The following is a 22,760-nucleotide window of genomic DNA, read 5'->3' on the forward strand; positions in this document are numbered from 1 at the left end:
AATTCATATTATCCAATACGGTTGTTTGTCTTTAATTATTCATTATTTTTATCTAGTCTCTTTTCAGGATAAGAATTTATAATCAAACCACAGAATAAAAGTAAAACACCTACCATTGAAATAACTGTTAGCTTTTCATTAAATATCATAACTCCAAGCATAGCTGCTGTAAGTGGTTCTGCTAATGTTAAAGTAACAGCTTTAGGTGTTGATATGTTAACTAGTCCATATGCAAATAGGGTATACGCTAAAGCAGTTGCCACTATTCCCAAATGAAGTGTTACCATAATTCCACGTGTTGTTAATACCCAACTTAAGTCATTCACAAATAAAATTGGAGATAACATAACTGCACTTATCATAAATACCAATCCATTAACTGCATCGCTAGGTGAATCTTGAAACAGCTTTTGAGATACTCTTACATATACTGCATAGGATAGACCTGCACCTAATGCTAAAATTGAACCAAGCACATTCATATTGATAGAATCTTGTCCGCTAAAAAGCAAAATACATCCAACAATAGATACTATAGTAGCTATAATCCACCTTCTACTAAGTTTCTTTTCCATAAAATATTCGATAATTCCTGAAAAAACAGGGGCACTTCCTATTGCTAAAACAGTACCAAGTGCTACACCTGTTTTTGATACTCCAGAAAAGAAAAGTGGTTGATAAAAAGCCATACATGTAGATGCTATCAATAGTAATTTCTTATCCAACTGAATTTTAGTTTTAAATGAACCTGTTATTATTGCTATAAAAAACAAAGTACTTCCTCCTATTGCCATACGAATTGCACCAATTGCAATTGAATTAGCATTTTCCGGAGCAAAAGCCTGTGCAGAACCTGTTGTCCCCCATAATACTGCTGCCATTAATACTAATAACTGTCCTGTTATATTAGATTGTTTCATAACTTTCTCCTCCTAAAATATTTACATAGATTACAAGCTCTAAGATATAAGTTCTTATAACCATAATAAAATATATAGGAATAAAATACTTTGCTTAAACTCGGTATATTTTACCCTTTTCTCGGTATATTTTTCGATACGTACTTGGTGATATAGATTCATGATTCTTAAATAGCCTAGTAAGTGATGACTGCTGCTCATATCCTACAAGTTGAGAAATCATAAGTAAACTTAATTCTGTATCTACTAAGTATTCTTTTGCTTTTTCTAATCTTAATTTTTGAATATACGCATTTGGTGTCATGGCAGTTTTTTTATTGAACCATTCGATATAGTAAGATATATTAAAATTTTCAATTGCTGCTAATTCTTGAATTGATATAGATTTTTCAAAATTATTATGAATATACTGTATAGAAATTGGCTTTGTATCCTCAGTTAAAAAACGACATGCATAGTTTACTAAGTCTCCTAATGCTCTTTTATTTGATCTTTGAGTCTCTTCCTGCAAAAGATATCTTATAGCCTTCCATCTATCATCAAGAATCTGATGAAGCTCATATTTAAATATATCTCCTAATACAGTAGGATTAATTGTTTTGGGAATATCTAGTACTAAAAATTTATTTATATTGTCAGAATAGAATGAATGAGAACATTTAGGAGGAAGAAAAAACAAATGTTTTTCATCTAGACTCAGCTCATGATTATCTGTTTTTATAGATAAATTACCTTGAAGGGGGAGTATTAACTGAGCATACGAGTGATCATGTGTATACGATATGTTTGTATAAGTCCTAGTCTCGCATAATAAATTGTTTGATTCCATAGTTGTCCTCCTATTCTCATATTCTATCTTAAGATTTAATCAGATATCTTTTTTGTTGTGCTTAAAACAAATTTAATTGCTGCAAAGTATGCCTCTTTCTCTTCATCACTCAATTTATCTACTTTTGCTAAAATACCATTAGAGACTACTTCTAGCAAATCTGTACTGAAGGATTCTCCCTCTTCAGTCAAAACTAAATGAGTAACTCTCTTATCTTTTTCACTTTTTATTTTCTCAATCAATCCAAACTCTATTAATCTGTTAGCTACAGGTGTAAATGCTCCCTTTACAAGGTTCAGTCTATGGCTTGTTTCAGACATAGTTATTCCATTACCATACTTGATAATTATAAGAGCTTTTATATGAGTATCCTTTAGTCCCTCTTTTATTTCAAAATCATCATTTATTTTAGAGAAAAATGTGTTTTCAATGGTATAATTCAATTCAAAAATACTGCTAATATCAATATTGCACATTTTTTCATCACCTCTTCTTCATTTCATTATATCACATCATTTTATTTAATTGGATAATAGTTCAAATTAAAACTATTTGATTATTATAAAAAGCCATGTTATTATATAATAAAGTTCAAATTAAAACTATTTTTTCTAAAAAGAGGTGTTTCTTATGGATAAAACTAAACAACTAGGAACTGAACCTATTGGTAAATTACTTACTCAATATTCAGTTCCTGCAATAATCGCAATGATAGTAAATGCGGTTTACAATATTATTGATAGAATCTTCATAGCCCAATATGCTGGTGAAAGTGCTTTAGCGGGCTTAACAGTTACATTTCCAATAATGATGCTAATAATAGCTTTTGCTAGTTTAATAGGTTCTGGTAGCGCTTCAATTATGGCTATCAAACTTGGAAAAAATGATAAAGAGGGTGTTAGTCAAACATTTGGTAACTCGTTAACTCTAGGCTCTATTGTAGCCGTCTTATTTATGATAGTATGTTACCCAAACATGAATTTTGTATTATCTTTATTAGGAGCAAACTCGAGTTTACTTTCATATGCTGCTGATTATATGAATATAATTCTGATTGGTTTCATATTTCAAATGACGTCATTTGTTTTAAGTAGCTCTGTAAGAATAGAAGGTAATCCTATGCTTTCTATGACATCAATGTTAGTTGGTGCAATAACAAATATTATTCTTGACTATGTTTTTATAGGTGTTCTTAGTTGGGGTGTTAAAGGTGCTGCTATAGCAACTGTTGCAGGTCAAATTCTAGGATTTTTAGTTTTACTTTCTTTCTATATGAGAAAAAGAAGTATATTGTTGATCACAAAAGAAAATTTCATTCCCAAATTCGAGGAAATTAAAGATATAGTTAGTGTAGGATTTACTTCATTTCTATCAACTATTGGAGCAAGTGTAGCTTCAGTGTTTTTAAATCGTTCATTAATTACGTATGGAGGAAATGCTGCTATAACTGCTATAGGTGCTATAAGCAGTTTGTCTACTTTATTTTTAATGCCAATGATAGGAATTCAGCAAGGTATGCAACCAATAATAAGCTACAATCATGGTTCAATGTTTAAGGATAGAGTGAATAAAACTTTGCTGTTAAGTGTTGTAGTATCATCTTTATTTGCTGTAATAGTGTTTATTTGCTTACAACTGTACCCTGAAGCTTTCATGTCTATGTTCTTAAGTAAAGAATCTAGTACTATGCAGGTGGCTGTTACAGGATTAAGATATTATATACTTATGTTACCAGGATTAGGTATTGGCTTTATTGGATCAGCATATTTTCAAGCAATTGCTAAGAGTAAAGAGGCAATAATTTTAGGCTCTCTTAGACAGTTTATATTATTGATTCCTCTTGTTATAATCTTACCAAAATTATTTGGTCTAACAGGAGTATGGTTATCTACTCCTGTAGCTGATGCTATCACAATATTAGCAACAGCTGTACTATTAATTAAGGATATTAGGACTCCTTATGAAAAAGTACTGATGAAGACAAACTAATAATCTATTTATTCCACTAAAAAAGAAATCTATCCACTAAATTTTTCTATGGATAGATTTCTTTTTTATGTTTTATAATACTTTAATAATTATAAAATATTTCTACATTATTCTCTGCTTCTTTTTTATTTCTCAATTTTATCAATAAATCTTTTACAAATCCACCCAAGTCATAGTTTTCAATTTCTTGTAGATCTACCCATTCATAACCATCTGCCTCGTCATTTAGCTGTACATTAGTTGAATCTGTTTTACATGTATAATCAATAAAAATAAAATGTTTTTTCGAATGAAATTTATTACTATATACACTTTCTTTCAAACTAATTAGTTTAATATCATATATGTGTAGGCCAGTCTCTTCTAATATTTCTCGCCTCAAAGCATCTTCCATTTTTTCACCTAGTTCAATATGTCCACCAGGTATCACATATTGATTATTCCATTTATGTGATTTACAAAGAAGAATTTTCCCTTCTGGATTGAAAATTATAGCTCCAACAGTAGGTTCTGGATATTGTTTCATATTCTCACTCCTATTCATTTTCTCTTCCCCATTTGTGCATAGTATCTAATATAGGCATAACAGAATATCCCTTTTTAGTCAAAGAATATTCAACCTTAGGTGGTACTTCATTATATTGCTTTCTATTTATTAACCCGTCAGCTTCTAGTTCCTTGAGTTTTTGACTTAACATTTTATGAGTTATACCAGGCATAAGACGTCTTAATTCATTATATCTATGTATACCTTCTTTACCAAGATGCCAAAGAATAACAAGTTTCCACTTACCACCTATTACAGATAGAGTATCCTCTAAGCAACATTTTAATTTTCCTTTTTCATCTACTTGTATTTCTGGTGTACTCATAATTACCTCCTAACTACCCTTTTAGGTAGTATATACCTAAAAAGTGCGTACTTTTTAATTATATTATATGGATATAAAATAATATATACAAGGTAAGTATAATAGAGAAGGAGGTTTAGATATGGAAATAATAAAAGGTATTATAGAAAGAAGAAGTATTAGGAAATATACAGAAGAAAAAATATCTGACGAAAAAATAAAAGAAATATTGAAAGCAGGTATGTACGCTCCATCAGGTGGAAATGCTCAACCGTGGGATTTTGTAGTAATTAAAGATAAGAAACTTCTAACTGAAATTACTAAAGTTCATTCTTATTCCCATTCATTGAAAGAAGCAGATTGTGGTATTATCGTATGTGGGAATCTTAAAAAAGAAAAGTTTAAAGATTTGTGGATTCAAGACTGTTCAGCTGCTACTCAAAACATACTTTTAGCTGCTCATTCATTAGGCCTTGGATCTGTATGGCTTGGATTATATCCTGAAATGGATAGAGTAGATGGTGTTAGAGATATTATAAATGCTCCAGAAAATATTATTCCTTTTTCTATAATTTCTCTAGGTTATCCGGCAGAAAAAAAATCTATTCCAGATAGATATGATGAAAGTAATATACATTATGAGCAGTGGTAATATAAGTGCAGAAGTTATATGATAACTTCTAGCTTATAGAAAAAATCTTCTACCTATTGATAGAAGATTTTTTAATATTATTGTATTATCTATTTTTTAAGTATGTCCTTAATCTCTATCAAATTAGAGATTTCATAGGTAGGTTTTATTCCAGTATTATTTGCAGTCTTACTTGGATTAAACCAGCATGTATCTATACCAAAATTTATTCCACCTTGTATATCAGATGTTAAACTATCTCCTACTATCAATACCTTACTCTTATCAGTATGATTTATATTATTTAAAGCATGTTCAAATATTTTAGGATCTGGTTTTGACACCTCAACCTCCTCAGATACTACTATATCCTCAAAATACTTTGCTATAATCGACTTTCTTATTCTATTATCTTGGACATCCTTAAGTCCATTAGTAATTATAGTAAGTCTATAATTTTCATTCAAATTCTCTATAAGTTCTATACTATCATCATATAAGAACGATGCTAAAGATAAATGCTTCATATATGACTTAGCAAATTCAAATTCATCGAATTTAACGTTCAATCTGTCTGATAACCTTTTAAATCTCTCAGTCTTTAATTTTTTCTGAGTTATAAGTCCATTCTCAAGTTCTTTCCATATAGCTGTATTTACTTCCTTATATACTTTCAAATGATAGTTTTCATCATATTCTATATCAAATTTAAGTATAGTATTCTTAAGAGCCTCTCTTTCAGATTTTTTAAAATCAAATAAGGTCTCATCTGCATCAAATATTATAATCTCGTACTTCATAATGATCCTCCTAATATGGTTTATTTTTTTATAATAACATATGATTTTTTAGTTCATACTTTGCTTTACAATGATTTATCAATAAGTTATCATATTTGTATTAATACATACATGACATATGTCACTTATAGGAGGTTTTATGAAAAAAATTTCGGATAATAATCTTTTAAGGCATTATATCTCTAAGTATAATTTAGAAACTATATTTGATGAAGATTTGTTAAAGCATGCTCAACTTCATTTTTATCAAAAAGGCGAATATATCTTAGAATCGAACTTTAATCTTGAATACTACTATTTAATCGTTGATGGAAAAGTTACAGTATCTTACCTTTTAGAGAACGGTAAATCTATACTTTTAAAGTTTTATCATGCATTTAATACTTTAGGAGATATAGAACTTTTAAAAAATATTCCTATATGCTGCAACAATCAAGCAATAGAAGATTCATATTTAGTAGCAATTCCATCAGATATAATTAGAAATAAATATTTAGATAATCCAAAATTCTTACACCATCTAATAAATTCTTTAAGTGAAAAACTTTACGCAACCTTAAATAATAGTTCATACAATCTTACTTATCCCCTTATAAATAGACTCTCTAGCTATTTAGTTGAGTATATATCAAATAAAAATTATATAGTTTTAAGTTCCTCATTTAATGAAATTGCTCAATTTTTAGGAACAAGCTATAGACATTTAAATAGAACCTTTAAAGAACTTGAATCAAGGTCGATTATAAAATGTGAAAATAAAACAATACACATATTAGATAAAGATACGCTTCTAGAATTATCTAAAAATGATTATATAAAATCACTATAATTACTATATAGTTCTAACTATAAAAGCCCTACCTTTCCTTATAAATCAAAGAAAAGTAGGGCTTCTTATATACTTTTATATTCAGAGTTTATGCTTTTTTAACAACTGAAGATTTTAATTTCATAGCTCCAAAACCATCAATCTTACACTCGATATCATGCTCTCCATCAGATGGATCATGAACTAAACGTATATTCTTTACTTTTGTACCTATTTTTATACTTGATGAACTTCCCTTTACTTTAAGATCTCTAATTACTGTTACAGAATCTCCATCATTTAAAACATTTCCATTCACATCTTTAATAACTTTTACCTCTTCAGTTTCTGATTCTAAAGTCCATTCATGAGCACATTCTGGACAAACAAGAAGGCTTCCATCTTCATAAGTATATTCTGAATTACACTTTGGACAATTTGGTAAACTCATCATAATTTTATTTCCTCCATTCGCTATTTTTAATTCTAATATATACTTTATTTTTCGTTTTATTTTTCGAAAAAACATATATGAGTTTCTTATCGGATTATATACTATCACAGTTTTGTAATATTGACAAACCATCATTTAATCTTTACTTCATGCTACTGCATACCTCATGCACTCGATTAGTTATAGGCTCTGTTGATTAAAATAATTTTAAATTTACTAAGAAATAATAAATAGTTCATGGGAGACTATATCTCCGATGAACTATTCATTATTTCTTTAGAAAATAGTTTAATTAACTCTTCTCTATTAGAACAATCTGATTTTTTTAATATATTTTGCATGTGTTTTTTTACAGTGGTTTCTGCTATAAACAGCTTTTCGCTGATTTCTTTATTGCTAAGATTATTAATAGCAAGATTAAAAACTTCTCGCTCTCTTCTCGTAAGATTCAAGGTCTGTTTACTTATTGAAGGTTTTTTCTCAATACGTTTATTTACTAAGTATCCTAATATGTTCATTCCAGGTAAATAAATCAATAAACAGAATAACATTGGCTTCAAACAAAGTATAATTTCATTAAGTATATTTTCATATTCAATTGAAGTACTCAAATAGTTAAACAGTAAAAACGATGATATTAGCAACCCTGTTAAAAATAGGTTGAATCTAAACTTATCCAAAAGTCCAGAATAATCAATGCTATCACCTTGTCCAAGTAACATTAAGATTACCGTACTTATAAGAATAATAGTCATCATGCGAATATCTTGTAACTTCAGAAACCTAAAATCCGTTGTCCAACTAATCAAACCTATAAAAACTATAGTCAAACTTGCAGTTTTTCCTATACTTTTTTTATCTTCATTTATTTTCATTGTTCTCGATAAATGATCTCCTTCTTAATTTTCGCACTAACCGCATGTTGGACTAAATTAATTATAAAAGCATAAAAAACAGTAAGAATACTAACAGCTATCGCAGGTCCAACTTTTGACAGATCACCTATATAACGAAGAAAAGATACAAAGCCAATAATTGCACCTATTACTGAAGAAATATACACTAACTTAATGCATAAATCCATAGCGTTCTTACTAGCCTTAAGTTCCTTCAATGTATATTCAAAACTTCCTGTAGCAATCTTATACCCACGTATAAAATCCTCAAATAAATCTGCTAAAATCAACATCGGTAATGTAAACAAAATAATCAAAATCAAACTTGGAATATCTACAAATAATCTAATTCCAGACATTCCCATACCCATAGATACAGTTCCTATTAATGATAATAGTAGAAAACCAATAGCCAGTATACGTTTTAAATTACTTTTTCTTTTTTTGTTTGTGTTCATACTTTCCTCCTTTAACTACATTGGTTTGTATGTTTTGGCGCGCCACCACCAATGCTTAAGACTATGATAGCAAAATACCAGAGTGAATAAAAGCGTAATAAAGGAGTATATTGGTAGTAAAATAGTAGTAATGATTTCTATAAATTTATTAATTGTACTCTATATGATAAAATATTTCTAATTTAAAGGATTATAGAGATGACTTTTGTATAAAATACTCTTTAACTAATAGACAACGAGAATTTATAAAAATCCAACTAAACATTTTCAATATCTCTTCTTCAATATTCAAATTTATGTCAATTATGATATAATAGGCGTAACTTATTGGAGGTGTTTTTATGAAGGTCTGTGATACATTCAGCTCTAAATCAGTTTGCTCCTTTCAAAGAATACACAAATTCAGCTATGATTTGTTTGGAGCCTAAGCTGTTAAGTTAGCTGAAATACGTACATGTTTTAGGTTCTGTAACACATAGCTTTTTTTGTATTCTTTGCTTTAATCCTATTATAAAAGTGGAGGAGTAAGGAAATGAAATATGTAAGAGCAAAAGATGTGTTACCAGAGGAAATTGTTAAAATAATACAAAAATATGTAGATGGAAAATATCTTTATGTACCCAGAAAAAATGAAAACCATAAAGCCTGGGGAGAAGAAAGTGGTATAAAAAATAGTCTTAAGATTAGAAATAATGAAATTTATAAAAAATACATCAAAGGTACTACTATAAATGAACTAACTCAAGAATATTACCTATCAGAAAAAAGTATAAGAAGAATAATAAGTCAAGAGAAACGTCTATACTCACAATCATTACAGAATTGTTTATTAGATTGAATTCTTATTTTAAACCATGTTATGATTTCATTGTAATAATTAAATGCAAGTTATCATTTCTAATTTAAAACAAGATTCTAGGGTAAAATGATGGTGAATATATAATATGTTTTAAATAAGGATGATTATTGTTACTTTCAGTTAAAGTAATAATGATCATTTTTTTTGTTAGTGAGAGCTGATGGTAGACTAAAACTAGAAAAGAGGTGCTAAATTTTATGAAAGCTTTTATAAAAAAACATGAATATAATTATATAAAAAAATGTTTACATGATTTGAATAATACTTTCAAAAATTGTGTAGATATTAATACTATTGAAGCATATAAATCATATATGCATGATAAAATATTACGTCTATTTGCAAATTTATCTGAGAAAGAAAAAGAAATACTTGATATTAGTAAAATAAATGAAACCTTTGACATTGATACTTATTTAAATAAGTTAAATGAATATGTATATGGAATGCCAAACATTACAAATACACAAATTAGTAAATTATTTAAAAAGGAAAAAAAATTTAAATTACCAAATCTAAATTCAAAAGATTCTAAGAATGTATACTTAGGTTGGATTGATAAATCAATTAGAAAATTATTTATAGCTTACAATCTGAATGGTAAACTTATAGGCATGACATGTAAAATTTCTAATCATAGTTCAACCAATACTCATATATGTGCTCTTTGTAATCGTGTAGGTAGCCAAAATGAAGTAGCCTTCGTTTCATCTATCTGTAAAACATCTAATACTAAAAAAGACGGCTATAGCTCAATAGGCTTTGACATATGTTTAGATAGTGAAGAATGTAATAAAAGAATTGTAAATATAGAAAAACTCGAAAAAATTTTAAAGGATGTTAACGATATAAAATAATAATTAAATAAAATAATCTTCAATGAAATCGTACCAATCATCTAACAATAAAAACGACGAGATTCATTTATTAAATCTCGTCATTTTTATATTTTTTAATTTTGTGACGATTCTACTGCCCCTTCCATAGTTGGGTATGCATACTCTATATAAACATTCTAAACTTCATATTATATTTTCCCCTAGTTATTTAATACTTGATAGCAATAAATCAATCCATTTGCATCTTTTCCATTTCCTTCAGATAAAGTATTGCCATGAAAAGTGTCAAACAGTTTAAAACCATATCTTTCGTAAAAACTATATGAGCAACCTAAATCAGTCCATAAAAACACACTACTTAGCTTGTTCTCATAACAAAACTCAATATACCTATTCATTAATTTATAACCATATCCTTGACCACGGAGACTTTTACTAACAATAAACAGATTTATTTCACTACTAAAATTATCAGAGTATACCTCTCCTGCATTATCATCTCTTTTTTGATTAAGATACGTACTTAGTGCATTGTTTATTTTCCCAAAATCACCTTTTAAAAGTCTAAAGCTACTCCATAAGCACGTTTTAATTCTCTTTATGATTAATGTACTCCTCTGAATAATATTCCTATTTTCAAAGCTACCGAACATAATTCCGCATACATTTTCATCTTCATCAATAATTAAATCACAATACTCGCTATAATCCAGACAGTCTCTGATATATAGTTCATAAACACAGTCAATATTCTTTATTTCTTTATATGCCCCATGAAGATTCCAAGTTTGTTTTACTAAATCAGCACAGCTCTTGAAATACTTTAAGTCATATTTCTCGAATCTATATTTTTTTCTAATTTTATCATTATTCATCATCGTCACCTACTAACTGATATACGAGTTTCAACACTTTTAAAAATATTAATATAATCGACGTGATAATACCGAATGCTAAAGTCCATTCGTGATTTTTCGAAAATCCAGAATCTACCCCTATTGTAATGTTATCAAAATCAACTGCCAAATTTAGAACAGATACTATTAAGGTAAGGACTGATGCTACAATAGCCACAATACCATTTTTATTAAACATTGAAGTTAACTGACTTGTAAAAAAGGAGCTTATAAATACAACTCCCCCAAATACAAACGAAGTCAAAAATAAAGCACTTATAATTGCCTTAAATTTTTGGTCAACTTTTACAATCCCAGATCCATAAAGAACACCCATTATGATTACTGCACTAAAAGTTATTATTATGGCTAATGGAACAACTCCACTATAGCCTTTTGAAAATTCTACACAAGAATAACCAATAATGTATCCTTGAGCGAAACCAAAAAATGTACCTAATATTGGAATAGCCTTAGGAACTAAGTAACTTAATAACGGTGCTATTATTCCAACTACCCCTGCACCAATCAATATATATGTCACATAAGGTTGGTGCATTTGCATAAACAAAAATGCACCTATTCCTATAAATGTAACGAGAAAAAAATACATTGCTTTTTCTATTATTCCTCCATAAGTACAAGTATCTCCAACATATTCATTTGATTCACCTGCAACTCTTTGAATATATGGATTTGAAAAACTACTTTCCATATTTTCGCCTCCTCTTTGTTTATAAAAATATTGTAATATACGAAAATTTATTTAACATTAATTCAATCTTAAGATTTCTTGACATTAAAAAACCTCACAGAAAACTGTGAGGTAAAAGGTATTCTATTTGGGTATTTTTATTTCATACAAAACCGTCATTTTGCTGCTCTTTCCTGATACAAATTCAATTGTACCATTATGTGATTTAATTATTTTATCAACTATCGCCATTCCTAATCCCGAACCACTTGCAGTTGTCCTAGAATCATTCCCAACAACAAAAGGATCAAAGATCATTTTTTGCAATTCTTTAGAAATTCCAGGTCCGTTGTCTCCTATCATAATACTGATTTCTTTGTTAGATTCTTTCAACCTAAAATAAATTGTTGTGCCTTTAGGTGAATATTTAGTAGTGTTCGAAATAATATTATCAAGCACACGCTTCATCTGAAAACAATCATATTTTAAATATATCTCCCTTTCTGCGATTTCTATATCTAGTTTATAACCCAATAATTCTAGTTCATCGAATTTGTCTATAAAGTATGCTCTAATAAATTCGCTTATATTCCCAGATACATCATCTAACTTGAAATCAGGTCTATCAAGCTTACTATATTCGCTAAAAGCACTGATCAATTCCGACATTGAGTGAGACTTATTATATATACACTCTAAGTATTTCATACTATCCGTTTCGTCAATTTTTTTATCTATGAGCGCCTTTGCAAATCCCTGAATCACCGTTATCGGTGTCTTTAAGTCATGAGAAATATCCGCAATTATCTTTTTCTTTTCTTCTTCAATTTCAAATTGCTTTTTCTCTGCTTCGTTCAATTTTATGGCCATTGCATTAAATTCTTTACATACACGTTCAAATTCATGAGGTCCTTTATAAGTTATCAGTTTTTCTCTTTTTCCATGAGAAAACTCATCAATTGCTTCACTTAACAAAAGCAGAGGTACCTTCACTTTTTTATCTAGATTAATGAGATATACAAGGGCAGCTGCGATAAAGAAAACGATAAATGCAAATAAGCTATAAGCTAAGGTACCCTCAAGTGAAGTTGATATAACATTCAATGGACTATACTCTCTGAAGAATACAACAGAATACGAGTCTCCTTCATTATCAATAAAAGATAATTTAGAAACTTCATAACTATCATTGTACACACCACTTAGTAAGTCAAACTCATCTTGTGTGAATTCTTGTATCATATCAGGTATATCTGAAAAATTCAGTTTCAAATTTTCATCTACAACAACAACTGTCTGATATGTTTTTTTTAGTTTCTCATAATATTCAAAAGTAAGCTGAGTATACCTCTTTGAATCAAATTCTCGATACTCTTCTTTTGTAATAATTGGTCGATTGTTTTCATTTGGAATCAACGCCAACTCTTCAAATGTAAATTCTATTGGCTCATGTTTTGGATCTATATAAATAACTTCATTCTTTTCATTTAGTATTTCAAAAAAACCTTTACTCCCAAGTTTTTTATCACTTTTTAGTTTCGAATATTCTCCGTTCAAAATGGAACTTGGTACATATTCATACGTTGATTCTAGATATTTTCTCATGCTGATATCTACAGTTTCTTCTCTAATTAATAAAATAATAAAAATCAGTACTAAAACAACGACAACAAATCTCAAAAAATCCCTAACAAGTATATTAAAATAACTTTTTTTATTAGTTGCTTTCAATTTTATACCCCAACCCTTTTACTGTTTTGATATACTTATTCCCATTATCATCTACTCCAATTTTCTCGCGCAGATGTGAAATATGGACTGTAATGGTATGTGCATAAGGTTCAAAATATTCTCCAGAAAGATGTTCAGCTATCTGTATTTTTGAAAATATCCTATTTGGATTTTTCATCAACAAACTCATTATTTTATACTCAGTAGCGGTTAGCGTAATTTCTAAATCATCTTTAAACAATCTACACGTATCATTTTCTAATGTTAGATTTTTTATCTTAAAGACATTATTCGTTTTATTTTTTAATTCATTGAAGCTTTTATTTCTTCGCACATTAGCATTTACCCGTGCTACAACCTCTAGTGGGTCGAAAGGTTTTGTTATGTAGTCATCAGCACCAATATTTAAGCCTAAAATTTTATCACTGATTTCTGATTTAGCTGAAATTATAAGTATTGGTATATTGCTATCCTTTCTTATCTCTCTAGTTAATTTAAAGCCATCTATTTCAGGCATCATAATATCAAATATAGCTAAATCAAACTGCTCATTTTGAATAGCATTCAATCCATCTAATCCATTATCTACAATTGTTACTTCGTACCCCTCACTTGATAGATACAATTCAATAATCTGAGATATATCCTTATCATCTTCCGCTATTAAAATTTTCTCTTTCATATTCTGTCCTTTCTAACACATTGGATTTAATATAATCTTTGTATTTAAAAACACACTATTTAATACAAACTAAAACAAATGTAATTTCTAGTAGTAAACATATATAAAATAGAGTAAGTCTAGATGATAGTATAACACTCTGTTTTAAATTGTATTCATCAAAAATTCCCTTTACTTGTGATATTTTGAGGCATAAGGTTGCCTATTTTTAATTCTATAATGACAGTCCAGACTTAAATATTATCACTGCATTTCCATAAACTTTAACTTCTACAGGTTCTTTATCTTCTACTCTAACCTCAACCTCAATAATTCCTGGTCGCTTCATAGCTTCACCTTGTTTAGCCTTAAATTTGAATAAACAATTATTGTGCTTAACCAAATTATGATGAACAAGATATGCCCCCAAAGGACCATTTGCATTACCAGTCACAGGGTCTTCATTTATACCTATGGCCGGTGCAAACATTCTTCCATGTATTAAAATATCACTATCCTCAGAATCAATTGTAAAAACATAATATCCATTACACTTAATAATTGTACTCAATTTAGAAAGTGCCTCATAATTTGGTTTTATTTTATTTAAAGTTTTAATGCTTTTTATGCCAATCATAACTTTAGAGTGACCTGTTGAAACAATCTGTACCTCATAGTTTTCTAGCAAGTCATCACTACTTATATTAAGTGCTGATATAAGATCTTTTTTATTTACTCCATCAATGATACTACCAAACTCAATTTTCCCCTGTGTCATAACTATTTTATAATCATCATTTTTCTTTATTATATCAACAGGTAATATTCCAGCACCTGTCTTATGATAAACTGTTGAAGTATCTAGTTTGTTTTCAATAGCACGAGCATAATGAGCTGCAATAGTAGCATGTCCACAAATTGGAACTTCATTTGTTGGAGTAAAAAAACGTATATGTGCATCATACTCATTACTTTTTGAAGAAAAAATAAAAGCTGTCTCAGAATTATTAAGTTCTCTGGCTATCTTCTGCATATCATCCGACGTTAATCCATCAGCATTTGTTATTACTCCAGCTGGATTTCCCGTAAATTTTTCCTTTGTAAATGAGTCAATTTGATATAAATTATATTTTCTTTTCATTGTTTTTCCTCCTAAATTTAGAAATTATAATCCATTTCCTTGTTTTGTGGCAATTAATATCTCTATATTATTATATAATAATATTTTTGTTAAAATTGAAATAGTAATATGCAATTTTTACTCATATACTTACTATTTGAAAATATATACAAAGGTGTAGATAACTAATTGAATTCTTAATTCATGACTAAACTTAAGAAAATCATTATAACGTTACTTTGAAAGAGAAAGTCCTATATTATAGCACTTCTCTAGATACTCAGTGTGCTCAGACATTGAATCACTTGCAACAAATATTTCAACATCATCAAAACCAAAAAACTTAAATCTATCTTCTAATGATTTAATATATTCTTTATAGACAGTTTTATCATGATTTCCATATGGTACAACCAATACACATTTTTTACCTTTTTTCATAGTGGTAGTGAAATCGAAATTAGCATCCATATTCATATATGAGTAAAATCTGTCAACAACAGTTTTTAGTTGAGAACTCATTTCATGAAAATAGATAGGAACCCCAACTACTATTACATCTGATTCATCAACAGCATTGTAGATTTTAACCATTTCATCATTAATAACACATCTCTTCTCTTTCTTACAAATCATACAAGCTTGGCAACCCATTATTTTCATTTTGTTGGGTTGAAAATTAACTACTTCCCCTCCTTTTTCCCTTGCTCCTTCAGCGATTTTTTTGAGCAATTTCGCACAACATCCATCTTTTCTTGGACTACCATTGATAGTTAAAATTTTCATAAATAAATCTTCCTTTCATCCTAATAAGTTTTTTCAAGATTGCATTTTCAATCTTTATTAAAATGATATTGGAAAATCATACTTTATACTTCTGAATTCGTGCTCTTCTTATATGGAATGTAGATATCAAAAATATAATGATCATTGTCTTTATCAGTTAGCTCCATTATGCTAAATATTTTTCTATCATCCAGATCAAAATAAAGCTTAGATCTAGGAATCCAAATCCCCATCAAACCTTGAAATGTTCCAAATATCTCTTTGTTTGGTCCATCAAAATGGTAGATAAGATATGAACCACCTTTTATGATTTTTGTATTGTATAGGCTATTCATTGGCTTGTTCGTTGTAATACATAAGTCAGTTATGCATCTATCTGGCGAAGTAACAACAGGATCATCGTAAGAGATTTCGATTCTAATGCTAGACTCTCCATAACACTCTCCATACTTGTCGAAAAATCTTTCCCAATAATTATGCAGATTTCTGTAATCACCTATGAAACGTCGATAGATTACTTTTATGTCCTCTATTGATGTCTTCTTCATCTGCTTATCGAAGTGATCAAAGTTTTTGCCGGTTAGGTTGGTATAATGCCCTTGTCTCTTTTTAATGACACTTTCAGTGAAATACTGTTTATACTCTCTAGGAGAACTACTATAGTGTTTTCTAAAAGCTGCGCTGTAGTTTGATGAGCTATACCCATATTGTGCACTTACTTCAGTAATAGATTTATCACTATCTGTGATAATTTTCATCGCACTTCCCTCTAGTTTAAGCCGCTTTATAAAAGCATACACACTCTCTCCAACTTCCTGTTTGAAGATCCTATTGAAGTAGTACTTTGAGAAGTGGCAGTGTTTAGCGATATCCTCTACAGTAAGGTCTTCTTCCAAATGTTCTTTTATGAAATTTATAGCATCAATAATTATATTTTGATACATAATTTATCACCCTTTTTCTAGTCTTCTTATAAGGATAATATCTGGATTTTTAACTTCACTCTCATATATTAGATAGAAACAAATATACTAGATTAATTCATTAGATTATAATCCAAACCTAAAAAACTTACTTATGGTATGGTTCACCCTTAATTATTCTAAAGCTTCTATACACTTGTTCTAGAAGTATCAGTCTCATAAGCTGGTGCGGGAATGTCATTTTTGAGAATGAAAGCTTAAAATCAGCTCTCTTTAACACTTCATCAGAAAGGCCTAGCGATCCACCTATTATAAATGTTACATTGCTCTTTCCCATTATACTAAGATTGTTTAGCTTATCAGCTAATTCTTCTGAAGATAAGTTCTTTCCATCAATAGCAAGCGCTATAGCATAAGTAGTATCCTTTACATGAGATAATATTTTTTTTCCTTCTTTATCTTTTATCATAATCATTTCTTTTTCGCTTAAATTCTCAGGAGCCTTCTCATCATTAAGCTCAACTATTTCTAACTTACAATACTTAGATAACCTTTTAGTAAATTCATCTATTCCAAGTTTTAAATATTTTTCTTTGATTTTTCCTACAGTAACTAATTTTATATTCATATTTATGTCCTTTCCATTCAAATAAAATATATCTATATAAATGTTAGATATTACTTTTATATAGATATATTTACTCCTTCTACATCTTATATTTCATCATTACATATCCTTTAAGCTGTTTTAATTTTACTTTGTTGTATCCTCTTTTTATCGATTGTAATAGATAGTCTCCAGCCTCTTCTTCATTATCATGTATAAGCTTTATTATTGCTAAATTATAATAAGGTATGCAAAACATATCATCTAGCTCTATCGCTTTATTAAAGTGTTTAGTAGCTTTTTTATATGACTTAGATTCTAAATAGCATATTCCTATATTGTTATAACACTGTGCTTGTAGATTGTGAGTGTATATTCCTATATTGAACATTTTAAGGTTGTTAAGCCATGGCTTATCCTCCAACTCCTTTAAAAAAAATTCAAACTTACCAGCAGCACTCTTAAACTGTTTCTTATAGAGCATCTTCTTTCCTTCATAAAAACTTTTCCAATATACTCTCTCAACCAATAGCCACATTATAACTGGTATTGCTATTATATAGTACATATCCTTAATAGCTAAGAAAACTCCTATACATATAAGCGTTAGATATATAAGCCTATTTATTACAACTCGTTTCACAAATACCCCTCCTCAGTTAAATCTATTACTATACTATCGTAAAAATTGATTTTATTCAAAATGCGATCAGCGATTTATATTTCTATTCTAGCACGCCCTTTGTTCTTAGCTTTATATAAAAGAATATCCGCCTTATTTAACACATCACCTAAACAAACTTCTCCATATAAATTCAATTCAACCTCCGTAGCACCACCACTAAACGTTATTGGAAATCCAAATCTTTCTTTACTCATATCATAGAATTCATTACAAATATTTGTCAACACAGATTGTGCATCTTCAATAGTTATATCCCTAAGTAAAACTATAAATTCTTCTCCACCTAATCTATAGATTTGATCACGTTTACGTAATTTATTAGTAAAACACTCACCTACTAACTTTAAGACTTCATCTCCTATAGCATGACCATATTCATCATTTACTTTTTTAAAATAATCTAAATCAATCATAGCTATAACAGTAGAATCTTTGGCAGTATTATTTTCTATTATATATTTGAAATCATCTATTAATTTTCTTCTATTTGGTAATTTTGTTAGTTCATCATATAAAGCCATATGTTCTAATTCATTTGATTTTAAAAACTTACTTGTAATGTCTGAAATAAAGTAAATATAACTATCAATACCATGATAAATTATACTTTTTTTATTCCACTCAATGTAATACGTTCTACCATTATCGTTTTTAATCGAATACACATCTTCACTGATTTCATTAAAATATACCTGTCCTTCTTTATCAATATAATCACTTAAGTTTTCACCAATAATTTTATTTATAATTGGATTTTGAAAGATTACATTTCCTTGATTTGAAACTATTAAAATTCCCTCAGATGACAACTGAAATAACTTTTCAAATACAATTTCTTCTTGATGTATATATTGAGATTGAAGAATTAAACTTTTACGCACAAAGTATAATATAACCAACCCTATGAAAAACATTAAAATTAATGTAAAAATCAATTCCTTATAATATTCAGACTTAAAATCATTAATATGAATATTTAATTCTTGATTCAAATCATCAACATGGAATCCCATTGCTATATACGCTTCCCACATATCCAATCTTTTTACAAAAGAAATTTTTTCACTTTTTTCTTTAGAATTTCTTTTATAATAGTCGTAATTAACATATCCTTCACTATCATTTTCTATAGCTTCCATAAATAATTTATGAATAGATTTGCCATTAGTGTCATAAATCTTTTTAGTACTCTTCCCTATTAATCTATTGTCGCCAAAAACATGAGCAATTCCATCATATCCAACAATAAAAATATAGTCTTCACTATCTTGATAGTAACTTTGTATTCTAGAAAAAGTTGCTTCTTTTAATACTTTTTCAATATCTACATCATAACTACCAGTACCTATTATTATATCAAACTCAGGAATATACAAACAATATGAGGTCTTTCTAAGAGGTTCACCATCTTTTTCTTTTGGAGAATAGTATGTAACATAAATACCCTCTTGTTTATTTATCACTTTTAGCATTTCTCTTATATAATAACTTCCCTCTTGATCTTTACTATCGATAATATTTTTACCTTCTCTTCTATCGTCTGTGCTGGAGCGAAGAAGTATACCTTCTGTACTTAATGCAAAGTATAAATATTCTTTATCAGCTTTAGCTATCCTTTCAAATTCCTTTAAAAATTCAATTTTTCTCTCTTCCATATTATTTATTTTTGCTGTATCTGAACTCAGTAACATATGAGCTATCATTTCAATTTTACCTTTTATAATCTTGTTTTGCTCTTTATGAAGCATACTTAGATCATATTCAATCTCATCAATTCTGTTTAACACTTCATTACGTACAATATCTCTCATTTCATTTCTAACAAAATGATCAAACCGCTTTACAGATTTATTAGTATGATTTATATCAGATAAAAGCATATATACCGCCAGCAAAAAAAATCCTAGAACTATGGCAATAATCATAAAAAATCTATTTTTATTAATTTTTTTCTGTGTTAGCTTCATACCTTCACCTCCATATGCTATTCATACCATAATATAATTATATCATTTAGTATTTTCCCATACTCTATTACATCTTTACTAATCTCATAGTCTTTTGTTATACATTTCATCTTTAATTATACTAAAACTTCTATAGCAATGTTAAACCAAAAATACCCATATATCCAGTAACCCTCACCACTCTGTTGCTTAAAAATAGTTGCAAGTGCAGATTTTCAATCAATGTTATACTTATATCATATAGTTTACTTGGATATGAAAAAATGCTTGGATATAAATATCCAAGCATTATCTATTAAAAAGTTATTTTTAATACTTTTTCTTTTCCACCTCTATTAACCTTAACCTCAACAATATCACCAGGTCTATGCTTGTAAAGCTCTCTAGTTAAATTGCCCATTGTCTTTATATCATTATCTTCTATTTTAACTATTACGTCTCCTGCTTCCATTCCTGCTTTTGCTGCTGGTGAATCTGCCATTATTTGATACACATATATACCCTTATCCACAGCTAACTCTTCACCCATTCTATCTTCAAAATACTTAGCATCTACAGCTTTTATCCCAAGAGTAACTCTTTTAAATTCTCCTTTTTCTATAAACTGATCTACTATAGGTTTTGCAATATTTATAGGAATAGAAAAACCTAATCCCTCTCCAGTTTTAATTTTAGCTGTATTTATACCAACAACCTGTCCTTTAGAATTTAAAAGTGGTCCTCCACTATTACCAGGATTTATAGATGCATCAGTTTGAATCATATCTTCTACAGACTCATACTCATTTACCTTAATACTTCTATGTAATCCACTTATAACCCCTTGAGTTAAACTTCTTTCAAACTCTAGTCCAAGAGGATTTCCTATAGCTATCGCTATATCTCCAACTTCTACATGATCACTATCTCCAAGCTCTGCTACTGGAAGTCCTTTTTTATCAACCTTTATTATTGCTAAATCTAAAGTTGAATCATTCCAAAGAACGTCTGCCTTTTCATTACTTCCATCATAAAAAAGTACATTAACTTCCCTTGCATTTCCATCTCCTATAACATGAGAATTCGTAAGCACATATCCTCTTTCATCTACAATAACACCCGTTCCTACTCCACTTGACTGTCTAGTCATTCCAAAAAAACGGTCTTTTTCAACAGTTACTGTAGTTATACCTACAACAGATGGCATAGCTTTTTTAGCTACTGCTTTATATATACTTTCCTCTTCATTTGGATTTACTACTATTTGAGTATTATTATTCTTTTGTGATCCATTTCCAGTTTGAATATCCTCAAATATAAAGTTTGGAGCTATATATAAAGTAAGTAAACTTCCTATAATAGCACCTATTAAACCTGTTATAAAATATCCTCCTCGTTTCACATAAATCACTCCTTACACTGCGTATAAATTTGATATTGTTCCTCTTCTTAAAACCTCAAGTTCTAAATTCTTTCCTATTGATATGTTTTTTTCTTTTAGAACACCTTTCACGGTTTCAAAAGCAAGCTCTGGAAAATTATTTTCTTTACTTAAATGAGCAAGTAATATTTTTTGAGTTCCACGTTCTACAAGTTCTACACAAAACTTACCTGCATCTTCATTAGATAAATGTCCTTTATTAGACATTACTCTTTGCTTAAGATAATACGGATATGATCCTATCTTTAGCATCTGTACATCATGATTAGACTCAAGAACTACTAACTTTGATTCAAATAAATTACTTTTTATATTATCACATACATGCCCTAAATCAGTAGCTACGCTTATTTTTGTAATTCCATTATTCAGGGTGTACCCTACCGGATCAGCTGCATCATGATGAATAGAAAAAGCCTTTATATTAATATCCCCAATAATAAAAGGAATATCATTATCAAAAAATTTGATATTATCTTCTTTTAATTTCCCAAGTTTATCTGTCATACAGTCCCAAGTATTTCTATTTGCATATATAGGTATATTATATCTTCTCGACAAAATTCCCGCACCTTTTATATGATCCGTATGCTCATGAGTAATCAGTATTCCTGCAGTATTTTCGAGGTTTTTATCTAATTTTCTTAAATTTTCTTCAATTTTCTTACCACTAAGACCTGCATCTATTAAAATTTTAGTATCTTTGTACTCTAAATAATGGCAATTTCCACAACTGCCACTAGCCACTGAAGCGTAATTAAAATTCATCTCAAACCTCCAACTTCTTATTTTAAAATATATTATACCATTAAATTATGTCTTTACAAAAACATAAAAAATTTCGTCTACTCGCTAACGCGGTGACTCATGTCGCCAACGATCCTTACAGGCTCCATTTCTCAAAATGATTGCAATTGTAGTTTTTCCATCAATATT

At 29.0% G+C, this 22,760-nt stretch carries 26 protein-coding genes; 5 read left to right on the forward strand and 21 right to left on the reverse strand.

Annotated elements, in window-relative coordinates; translation table 11 throughout:
• Positions 1-35: 35 nt before the first annotated feature.
• The 3 genes from P4S50_RS17885 to P4S50_RS17895 form a co-directional block, all read right to left on the reverse strand.
• The gene (locus P4S50_RS17885; RefSeq protein WP_277732182.1) at positions 36-920 is read right to left on the reverse strand and encodes a DMT family transporter; all 885 of its coding nucleotides are present in this window, start codon (positions 918-920) and stop codon (positions 36-38) included.
• Between the two features lie 94 nt (positions 921-1,014).
• Positions 1,015-1,749 (reverse strand): helix-turn-helix domain-containing protein, encoded by a 735-nt coding sequence (locus P4S50_RS17890; RefSeq protein WP_277732183.1) that lies wholly within the window; start codon positions 1,747-1,749, stop codon positions 1,015-1,017.
• Positions 1,750-1,784: 35 nt separating this feature from the next.
• Positions 1,785-2,225, reverse strand: coding sequence for a MarR family transcriptional regulator (locus P4S50_RS17895; RefSeq protein ID WP_277732184.1), 441 nt, complete (start codon positions 2,223-2,225; stop codon positions 1,785-1,787).
• A 154-nt stretch (positions 2,226-2,379) separates the two neighbouring features.
• Here P4S50_RS17895 and P4S50_RS17900 point away from each other — a divergent pair, with 154 nt between their 5' ends.
• Positions 2,380-3,738 (forward strand): MATE family efflux transporter, encoded by a 1,359-nt coding sequence (locus P4S50_RS17900; RefSeq protein WP_277732185.1) that lies wholly within the window; start codon positions 2,380-2,382, stop codon positions 3,736-3,738.
• A gap of 82 nt (positions 3,739-3,820) precedes the next feature.
• Here P4S50_RS17900 and P4S50_RS17905 read toward each other — a convergent pair whose 3' ends face one another.
• On the reverse strand, positions 3,821-4,264 hold the full coding sequence (locus P4S50_RS17905) for an NUDIX domain-containing protein (protein WP_277732186.1): 444 nt from the start codon (positions 4,262-4,264) through the stop codon (positions 3,821-3,823).
• Between the two features lie 10 nt (positions 4,265-4,274).
• The gene (locus tag P4S50_RS17910; RefSeq protein WP_277732187.1) at positions 4,275-4,610 is read right to left on the reverse strand and encodes a winged helix-turn-helix transcriptional regulator; all 336 of its coding nucleotides are present in this window, start codon (positions 4,608-4,610) and stop codon (positions 4,275-4,277) included.
• A gap of 121 nt (positions 4,611-4,731) precedes the next feature.
• Here P4S50_RS17910 and P4S50_RS17915 point away from each other — a divergent pair, with 121 nt between their 5' ends.
• Positions 4,732-5,241 carry a nitroreductase family protein gene (locus P4S50_RS17915; RefSeq protein ID WP_331489657.1) on the forward strand — a complete coding sequence of 170 codons (510 nt, stop codon included), beginning with the start codon at positions 4,732-4,734 and terminating at the stop codon, positions 5,239-5,241.
• Between the two features lie 89 nt (positions 5,242-5,330).
• Here P4S50_RS17915 and P4S50_RS17920 read toward each other — a convergent pair whose 3' ends face one another.
• Entirely contained in the window at positions 5,331-6,020 is a 690-nt protein-coding gene (locus P4S50_RS17920; protein WP_277732188.1) for a YjjG family noncanonical pyrimidine nucleotidase, read from the reverse strand.
• A 139-nt stretch (positions 6,021-6,159) separates the two neighbouring features.
• On the opposite strand from P4S50_RS17920, the gene P4S50_RS17925 reads away from it, so the two are divergent.
• Positions 6,160-6,849, forward strand: coding sequence for a Crp/Fnr family transcriptional regulator (locus P4S50_RS17925; protein ID WP_277732189.1), 690 nt, complete (start codon positions 6,160-6,162; stop codon positions 6,847-6,849).
• 88 nt (positions 6,850-6,937) lie between these two features.
• On the opposite strand, the gene P4S50_RS17930 is transcribed toward P4S50_RS17925, so the two are convergent.
• From P4S50_RS17930 to P4S50_RS17940, 3 genes are all read right to left on the reverse strand, one after another.
• Positions 6,938-7,282 (reverse strand): zinc ribbon domain-containing protein YjdM, encoded by a 345-nt coding sequence (locus tag P4S50_RS17930; RefSeq protein ID WP_277732190.1) that lies wholly within the window; start codon positions 7,280-7,282, stop codon positions 6,938-6,940.
• Between the two features lie 245 nt (positions 7,283-7,527).
• The gene (locus tag P4S50_RS17935) at positions 7,528-8,157 is read right to left on the reverse strand and encodes a response regulator transcription factor (RefSeq protein WP_277732191.1); all 630 of its coding nucleotides are present in this window, start codon (positions 8,155-8,157) and stop codon (positions 7,528-7,530) included.
• Positions 8,154-8,636 carry a hypothetical protein gene (locus P4S50_RS17940; RefSeq protein WP_277732192.1) on the reverse strand — a complete coding sequence of 161 codons (483 nt, stop codon included), beginning with the start codon at positions 8,634-8,636 and terminating at the stop codon, positions 8,154-8,156. The genes P4S50_RS17935 and P4S50_RS17940 overlap by 4 nt, the downstream gene beginning before the upstream one ends.
• A gap of 532 nt (positions 8,637-9,168) precedes the next feature.
• Between P4S50_RS17940 and P4S50_RS17945 the strand changes: the two genes are divergently transcribed.
• A complete protein-coding gene (locus P4S50_RS17945) occupies positions 9,169-9,474 on the forward strand; it encodes a CD3324 family protein (RefSeq protein ID WP_277732193.1) in 306 nt (101 codons plus the stop codon).
• Positions 9,475-9,692: 218 nt separating this feature from the next.
• Positions 9,693-10,352, forward strand: coding sequence for a FusB/FusC family EF-G-binding protein (locus P4S50_RS17950; protein WP_277732194.1), 660 nt, complete (start codon positions 9,693-9,695; stop codon positions 10,350-10,352).
• A gap of 182 nt (positions 10,353-10,534) precedes the next feature.
• Here P4S50_RS17950 and P4S50_RS17955 read toward each other — a convergent pair whose 3' ends face one another.
• From P4S50_RS17955 to P4S50_RS18010, 12 genes are all read right to left on the reverse strand, one after another.
• Positions 10,535-11,209, reverse strand: coding sequence for a GNAT family N-acetyltransferase (locus tag P4S50_RS17955; protein WP_277732195.1), 675 nt, complete (start codon positions 11,207-11,209; stop codon positions 10,535-10,537).
• Positions 11,202-11,945, reverse strand: coding sequence for a Bax inhibitor-1/YccA family membrane protein (locus tag P4S50_RS17960; protein WP_277732196.1), 744 nt, complete (start codon positions 11,943-11,945; stop codon positions 11,202-11,204). The genes P4S50_RS17955 and P4S50_RS17960 overlap by 8 nt, the downstream gene beginning before the upstream one ends.
• Positions 11,946-12,068: 123 nt before the next feature.
• Positions 12,069-13,655 (reverse strand): HAMP domain-containing sensor histidine kinase, encoded by a 1,587-nt coding sequence (locus tag P4S50_RS17965; protein WP_277732197.1) that lies wholly within the window; start codon positions 13,653-13,655, stop codon positions 12,069-12,071.
• Positions 13,642-14,337 carry a response regulator transcription factor gene (locus P4S50_RS17970; RefSeq protein ID WP_277732198.1) on the reverse strand — a complete coding sequence of 232 codons (696 nt, stop codon included), beginning with the start codon at positions 14,335-14,337 and terminating at the stop codon, positions 13,642-13,644. Before P4S50_RS17970 ends, P4S50_RS17965 begins: the two co-directional genes overlap by 14 nt.
• 214 nt (positions 14,338-14,551) lie before the next feature.
• Entirely contained in the window at positions 14,552-15,457 is a 906-nt protein-coding gene (locus P4S50_RS17975) for a PhzF family isomerase (protein ID WP_277732199.1), read from the reverse strand.
• 213 nt (positions 15,458-15,670) lie between these two features.
• Entirely contained in the window at positions 15,671-16,222 is a 552-nt protein-coding gene (locus P4S50_RS17980) for a flavodoxin family protein (RefSeq protein ID WP_277732200.1), read from the reverse strand.
• Positions 16,223-16,305: 83 nt separating this feature from the next.
• Entirely contained in the window at positions 16,306-17,166 is an 861-nt protein-coding gene (locus P4S50_RS17985) for an AraC family transcriptional regulator (RefSeq protein WP_277732201.1), read from the reverse strand.
• A 127-nt stretch (positions 17,167-17,293) separates the two neighbouring features.
• Complete coding sequence (gene rlmH / locus P4S50_RS17990) at positions 17,294-17,773, reverse strand: 23S rRNA (pseudouridine(1915)-N(3))-methyltransferase RlmH (protein ID WP_277732202.1); 480 nt, start codon at positions 17,771-17,773, stop codon at positions 17,294-17,296.
• A gap of 79 nt (positions 17,774-17,852) precedes the next feature.
• Entirely contained in the window at positions 17,853-18,395 is a 543-nt protein-coding gene (locus P4S50_RS17995; protein WP_277732203.1) for a tetratricopeptide repeat protein, read from the reverse strand.
• Between the two features lie 74 nt (positions 18,396-18,469).
• Positions 18,470-20,404 (reverse strand): sensor domain-containing diguanylate cyclase, encoded by a 1,935-nt coding sequence (locus P4S50_RS18000; protein ID WP_277732204.1) that lies wholly within the window; start codon positions 20,402-20,404, stop codon positions 18,470-18,472.
• Between the two features lie 295 nt (positions 20,405-20,699).
• A complete protein-coding gene (gene htrA, locus P4S50_RS18005) occupies positions 20,700-21,785 on the reverse strand; it encodes a serine protease HtrA (protein WP_277732205.1) in 1,086 nt (361 codons plus the stop codon).
• Positions 21,786-21,797: 12 nt separating this feature from the next.
• On the reverse strand, positions 21,798-22,592 hold the full coding sequence (locus tag P4S50_RS18010; RefSeq protein WP_277732206.1) for an MBL fold metallo-hydrolase: 795 nt from the start codon (positions 22,590-22,592) through the stop codon (positions 21,798-21,800).
• Between the last annotated feature and the right edge of the window lie 168 nt (positions 22,593-22,760).

The sequence above is a fragment of the Tepidibacter hydrothermalis genome (assembly GCF_029542625.1).
GTDB lineage: Bacteria > Bacillota > Clostridia > Peptostreptococcales > Peptostreptococcaceae > Tepidibacter_A > Tepidibacter_A hydrothermalis.

Excerpts from the sequence above, each read along its gene's own strand:
- P4S50_RS17885 (WP_277732182.1), bottom strand. The coding sequence starts at position 920 with ATGAAACAATCTAATATAACAGGACAGTTATTAGTATTAATGGCAGCA.
- P4S50_RS17890 (WP_277732183.1), bottom strand. The coding sequence starts at position 1,749 with ATGGAATCAAACAATTTATTATGCGAGACTAGGACTTATACAAACATA.
- P4S50_RS17895 (WP_277732184.1), bottom strand. The coding sequence starts at position 2,225 with ATGTGCAATATTGATATTAGCAGTATTTTTGAATTGAATTATACCATT.
- P4S50_RS17900 (WP_277732185.1), top strand. The coding sequence starts at position 2,380 with ATGGATAAAACTAAACAACTAGGAACTGAACCTATTGGTAAATTACTT.
- P4S50_RS17905 (WP_277732186.1), bottom strand. The coding sequence starts at position 4,264 with ATGAAACAATATCCAGAACCTACTGTTGGAGCTATAATTTTCAATCCA.
- P4S50_RS17910 (WP_277732187.1), bottom strand. The coding sequence starts at position 4,610 with ATGAGTACACCAGAAATACAAGTAGATGAAAAAGGAAAATTAAAATGT.
- P4S50_RS17915 (WP_331489657.1), top strand. The coding sequence starts at position 4,732 with ATGGAAATAATAAAAGGTATTATAGAAAGAAGAAGTATTAGGAAATAT.
- P4S50_RS17920 (WP_277732188.1), bottom strand. The coding sequence starts at position 6,020 with ATGAAGTACGAGATTATAATATTTGATGCAGATGAGACCTTATTTGAT.
- P4S50_RS17925 (WP_277732189.1), top strand. The coding sequence starts at position 6,160 with ATGAAAAAAATTTCGGATAATAATCTTTTAAGGCATTATATCTCTAAG.
- P4S50_RS17930 (WP_277732190.1), bottom strand. The coding sequence starts at position 7,282 with ATGATGAGTTTACCAAATTGTCCAAAGTGTAATTCAGAATATACTTAT.
- P4S50_RS17935 (WP_277732191.1), bottom strand. The coding sequence starts at position 8,157 with ATGAAAATAAATGAAGATAAAAAAAGTATAGGAAAAACTGCAAGTTTG.
- P4S50_RS17940 (WP_277732192.1), bottom strand. The coding sequence starts at position 8,636 with ATGAACACAAACAAAAAAAGAAAAAGTAATTTAAAACGTATACTGGCT.
- P4S50_RS17945 (WP_277732193.1), top strand. The coding sequence starts at position 9,169 with ATGAAATATGTAAGAGCAAAAGATGTGTTACCAGAGGAAATTGTTAAA.
- P4S50_RS17950 (WP_277732194.1), top strand. The coding sequence starts at position 9,693 with ATGAAAGCTTTTATAAAAAAACATGAATATAATTATATAAAAAAATGT.
- P4S50_RS17955 (WP_277732195.1), bottom strand. The coding sequence starts at position 11,209 with ATGAATAATGATAAAATTAGAAAAAAATATAGATTCGAGAAATATGAC.
- P4S50_RS17960 (WP_277732196.1), bottom strand. The coding sequence starts at position 11,945 with ATGGAAAGTAGTTTTTCAAATCCATATATTCAAAGAGTTGCAGGTGAA.
- P4S50_RS17970 (WP_277732198.1), bottom strand. The coding sequence starts at position 14,337 with ATGAAAGAGAAAATTTTAATAGCGGAAGATGATAAGGATATATCTCAG.
- P4S50_RS17975 (WP_277732199.1), bottom strand. The coding sequence starts at position 15,457 with ATGAAAAGAAAATATAATTTATATCAAATTGACTCATTTACAAAGGAA.
- P4S50_RS17980 (WP_277732200.1), bottom strand. The coding sequence starts at position 16,222 with ATGAAAATTTTAACTATCAATGGTAGTCCAAGAAAAGATGGATGTTGT.
- P4S50_RS17985 (WP_277732201.1), bottom strand. The coding sequence starts at position 17,166 with ATGTATCAAAATATAATTATTGATGCTATAAATTTCATAAAAGAACAT.
- rlmH (WP_277732202.1), bottom strand. The coding sequence starts at position 17,773 with ATGAATATAAAATTAGTTACTGTAGGAAAAATCAAAGAAAAATATTTA.
- P4S50_RS18000 (WP_277732204.1), bottom strand. The coding sequence starts at position 20,404 with ATGAAGCTAACACAGAAAAAAATTAATAAAAATAGATTTTTTATGATT.
- P4S50_RS18010 (WP_277732206.1), bottom strand. The coding sequence starts at position 22,592 with ATGAATTTTAATTACGCTTCAGTGGCTAGTGGCAGTTGTGGAAATTGC.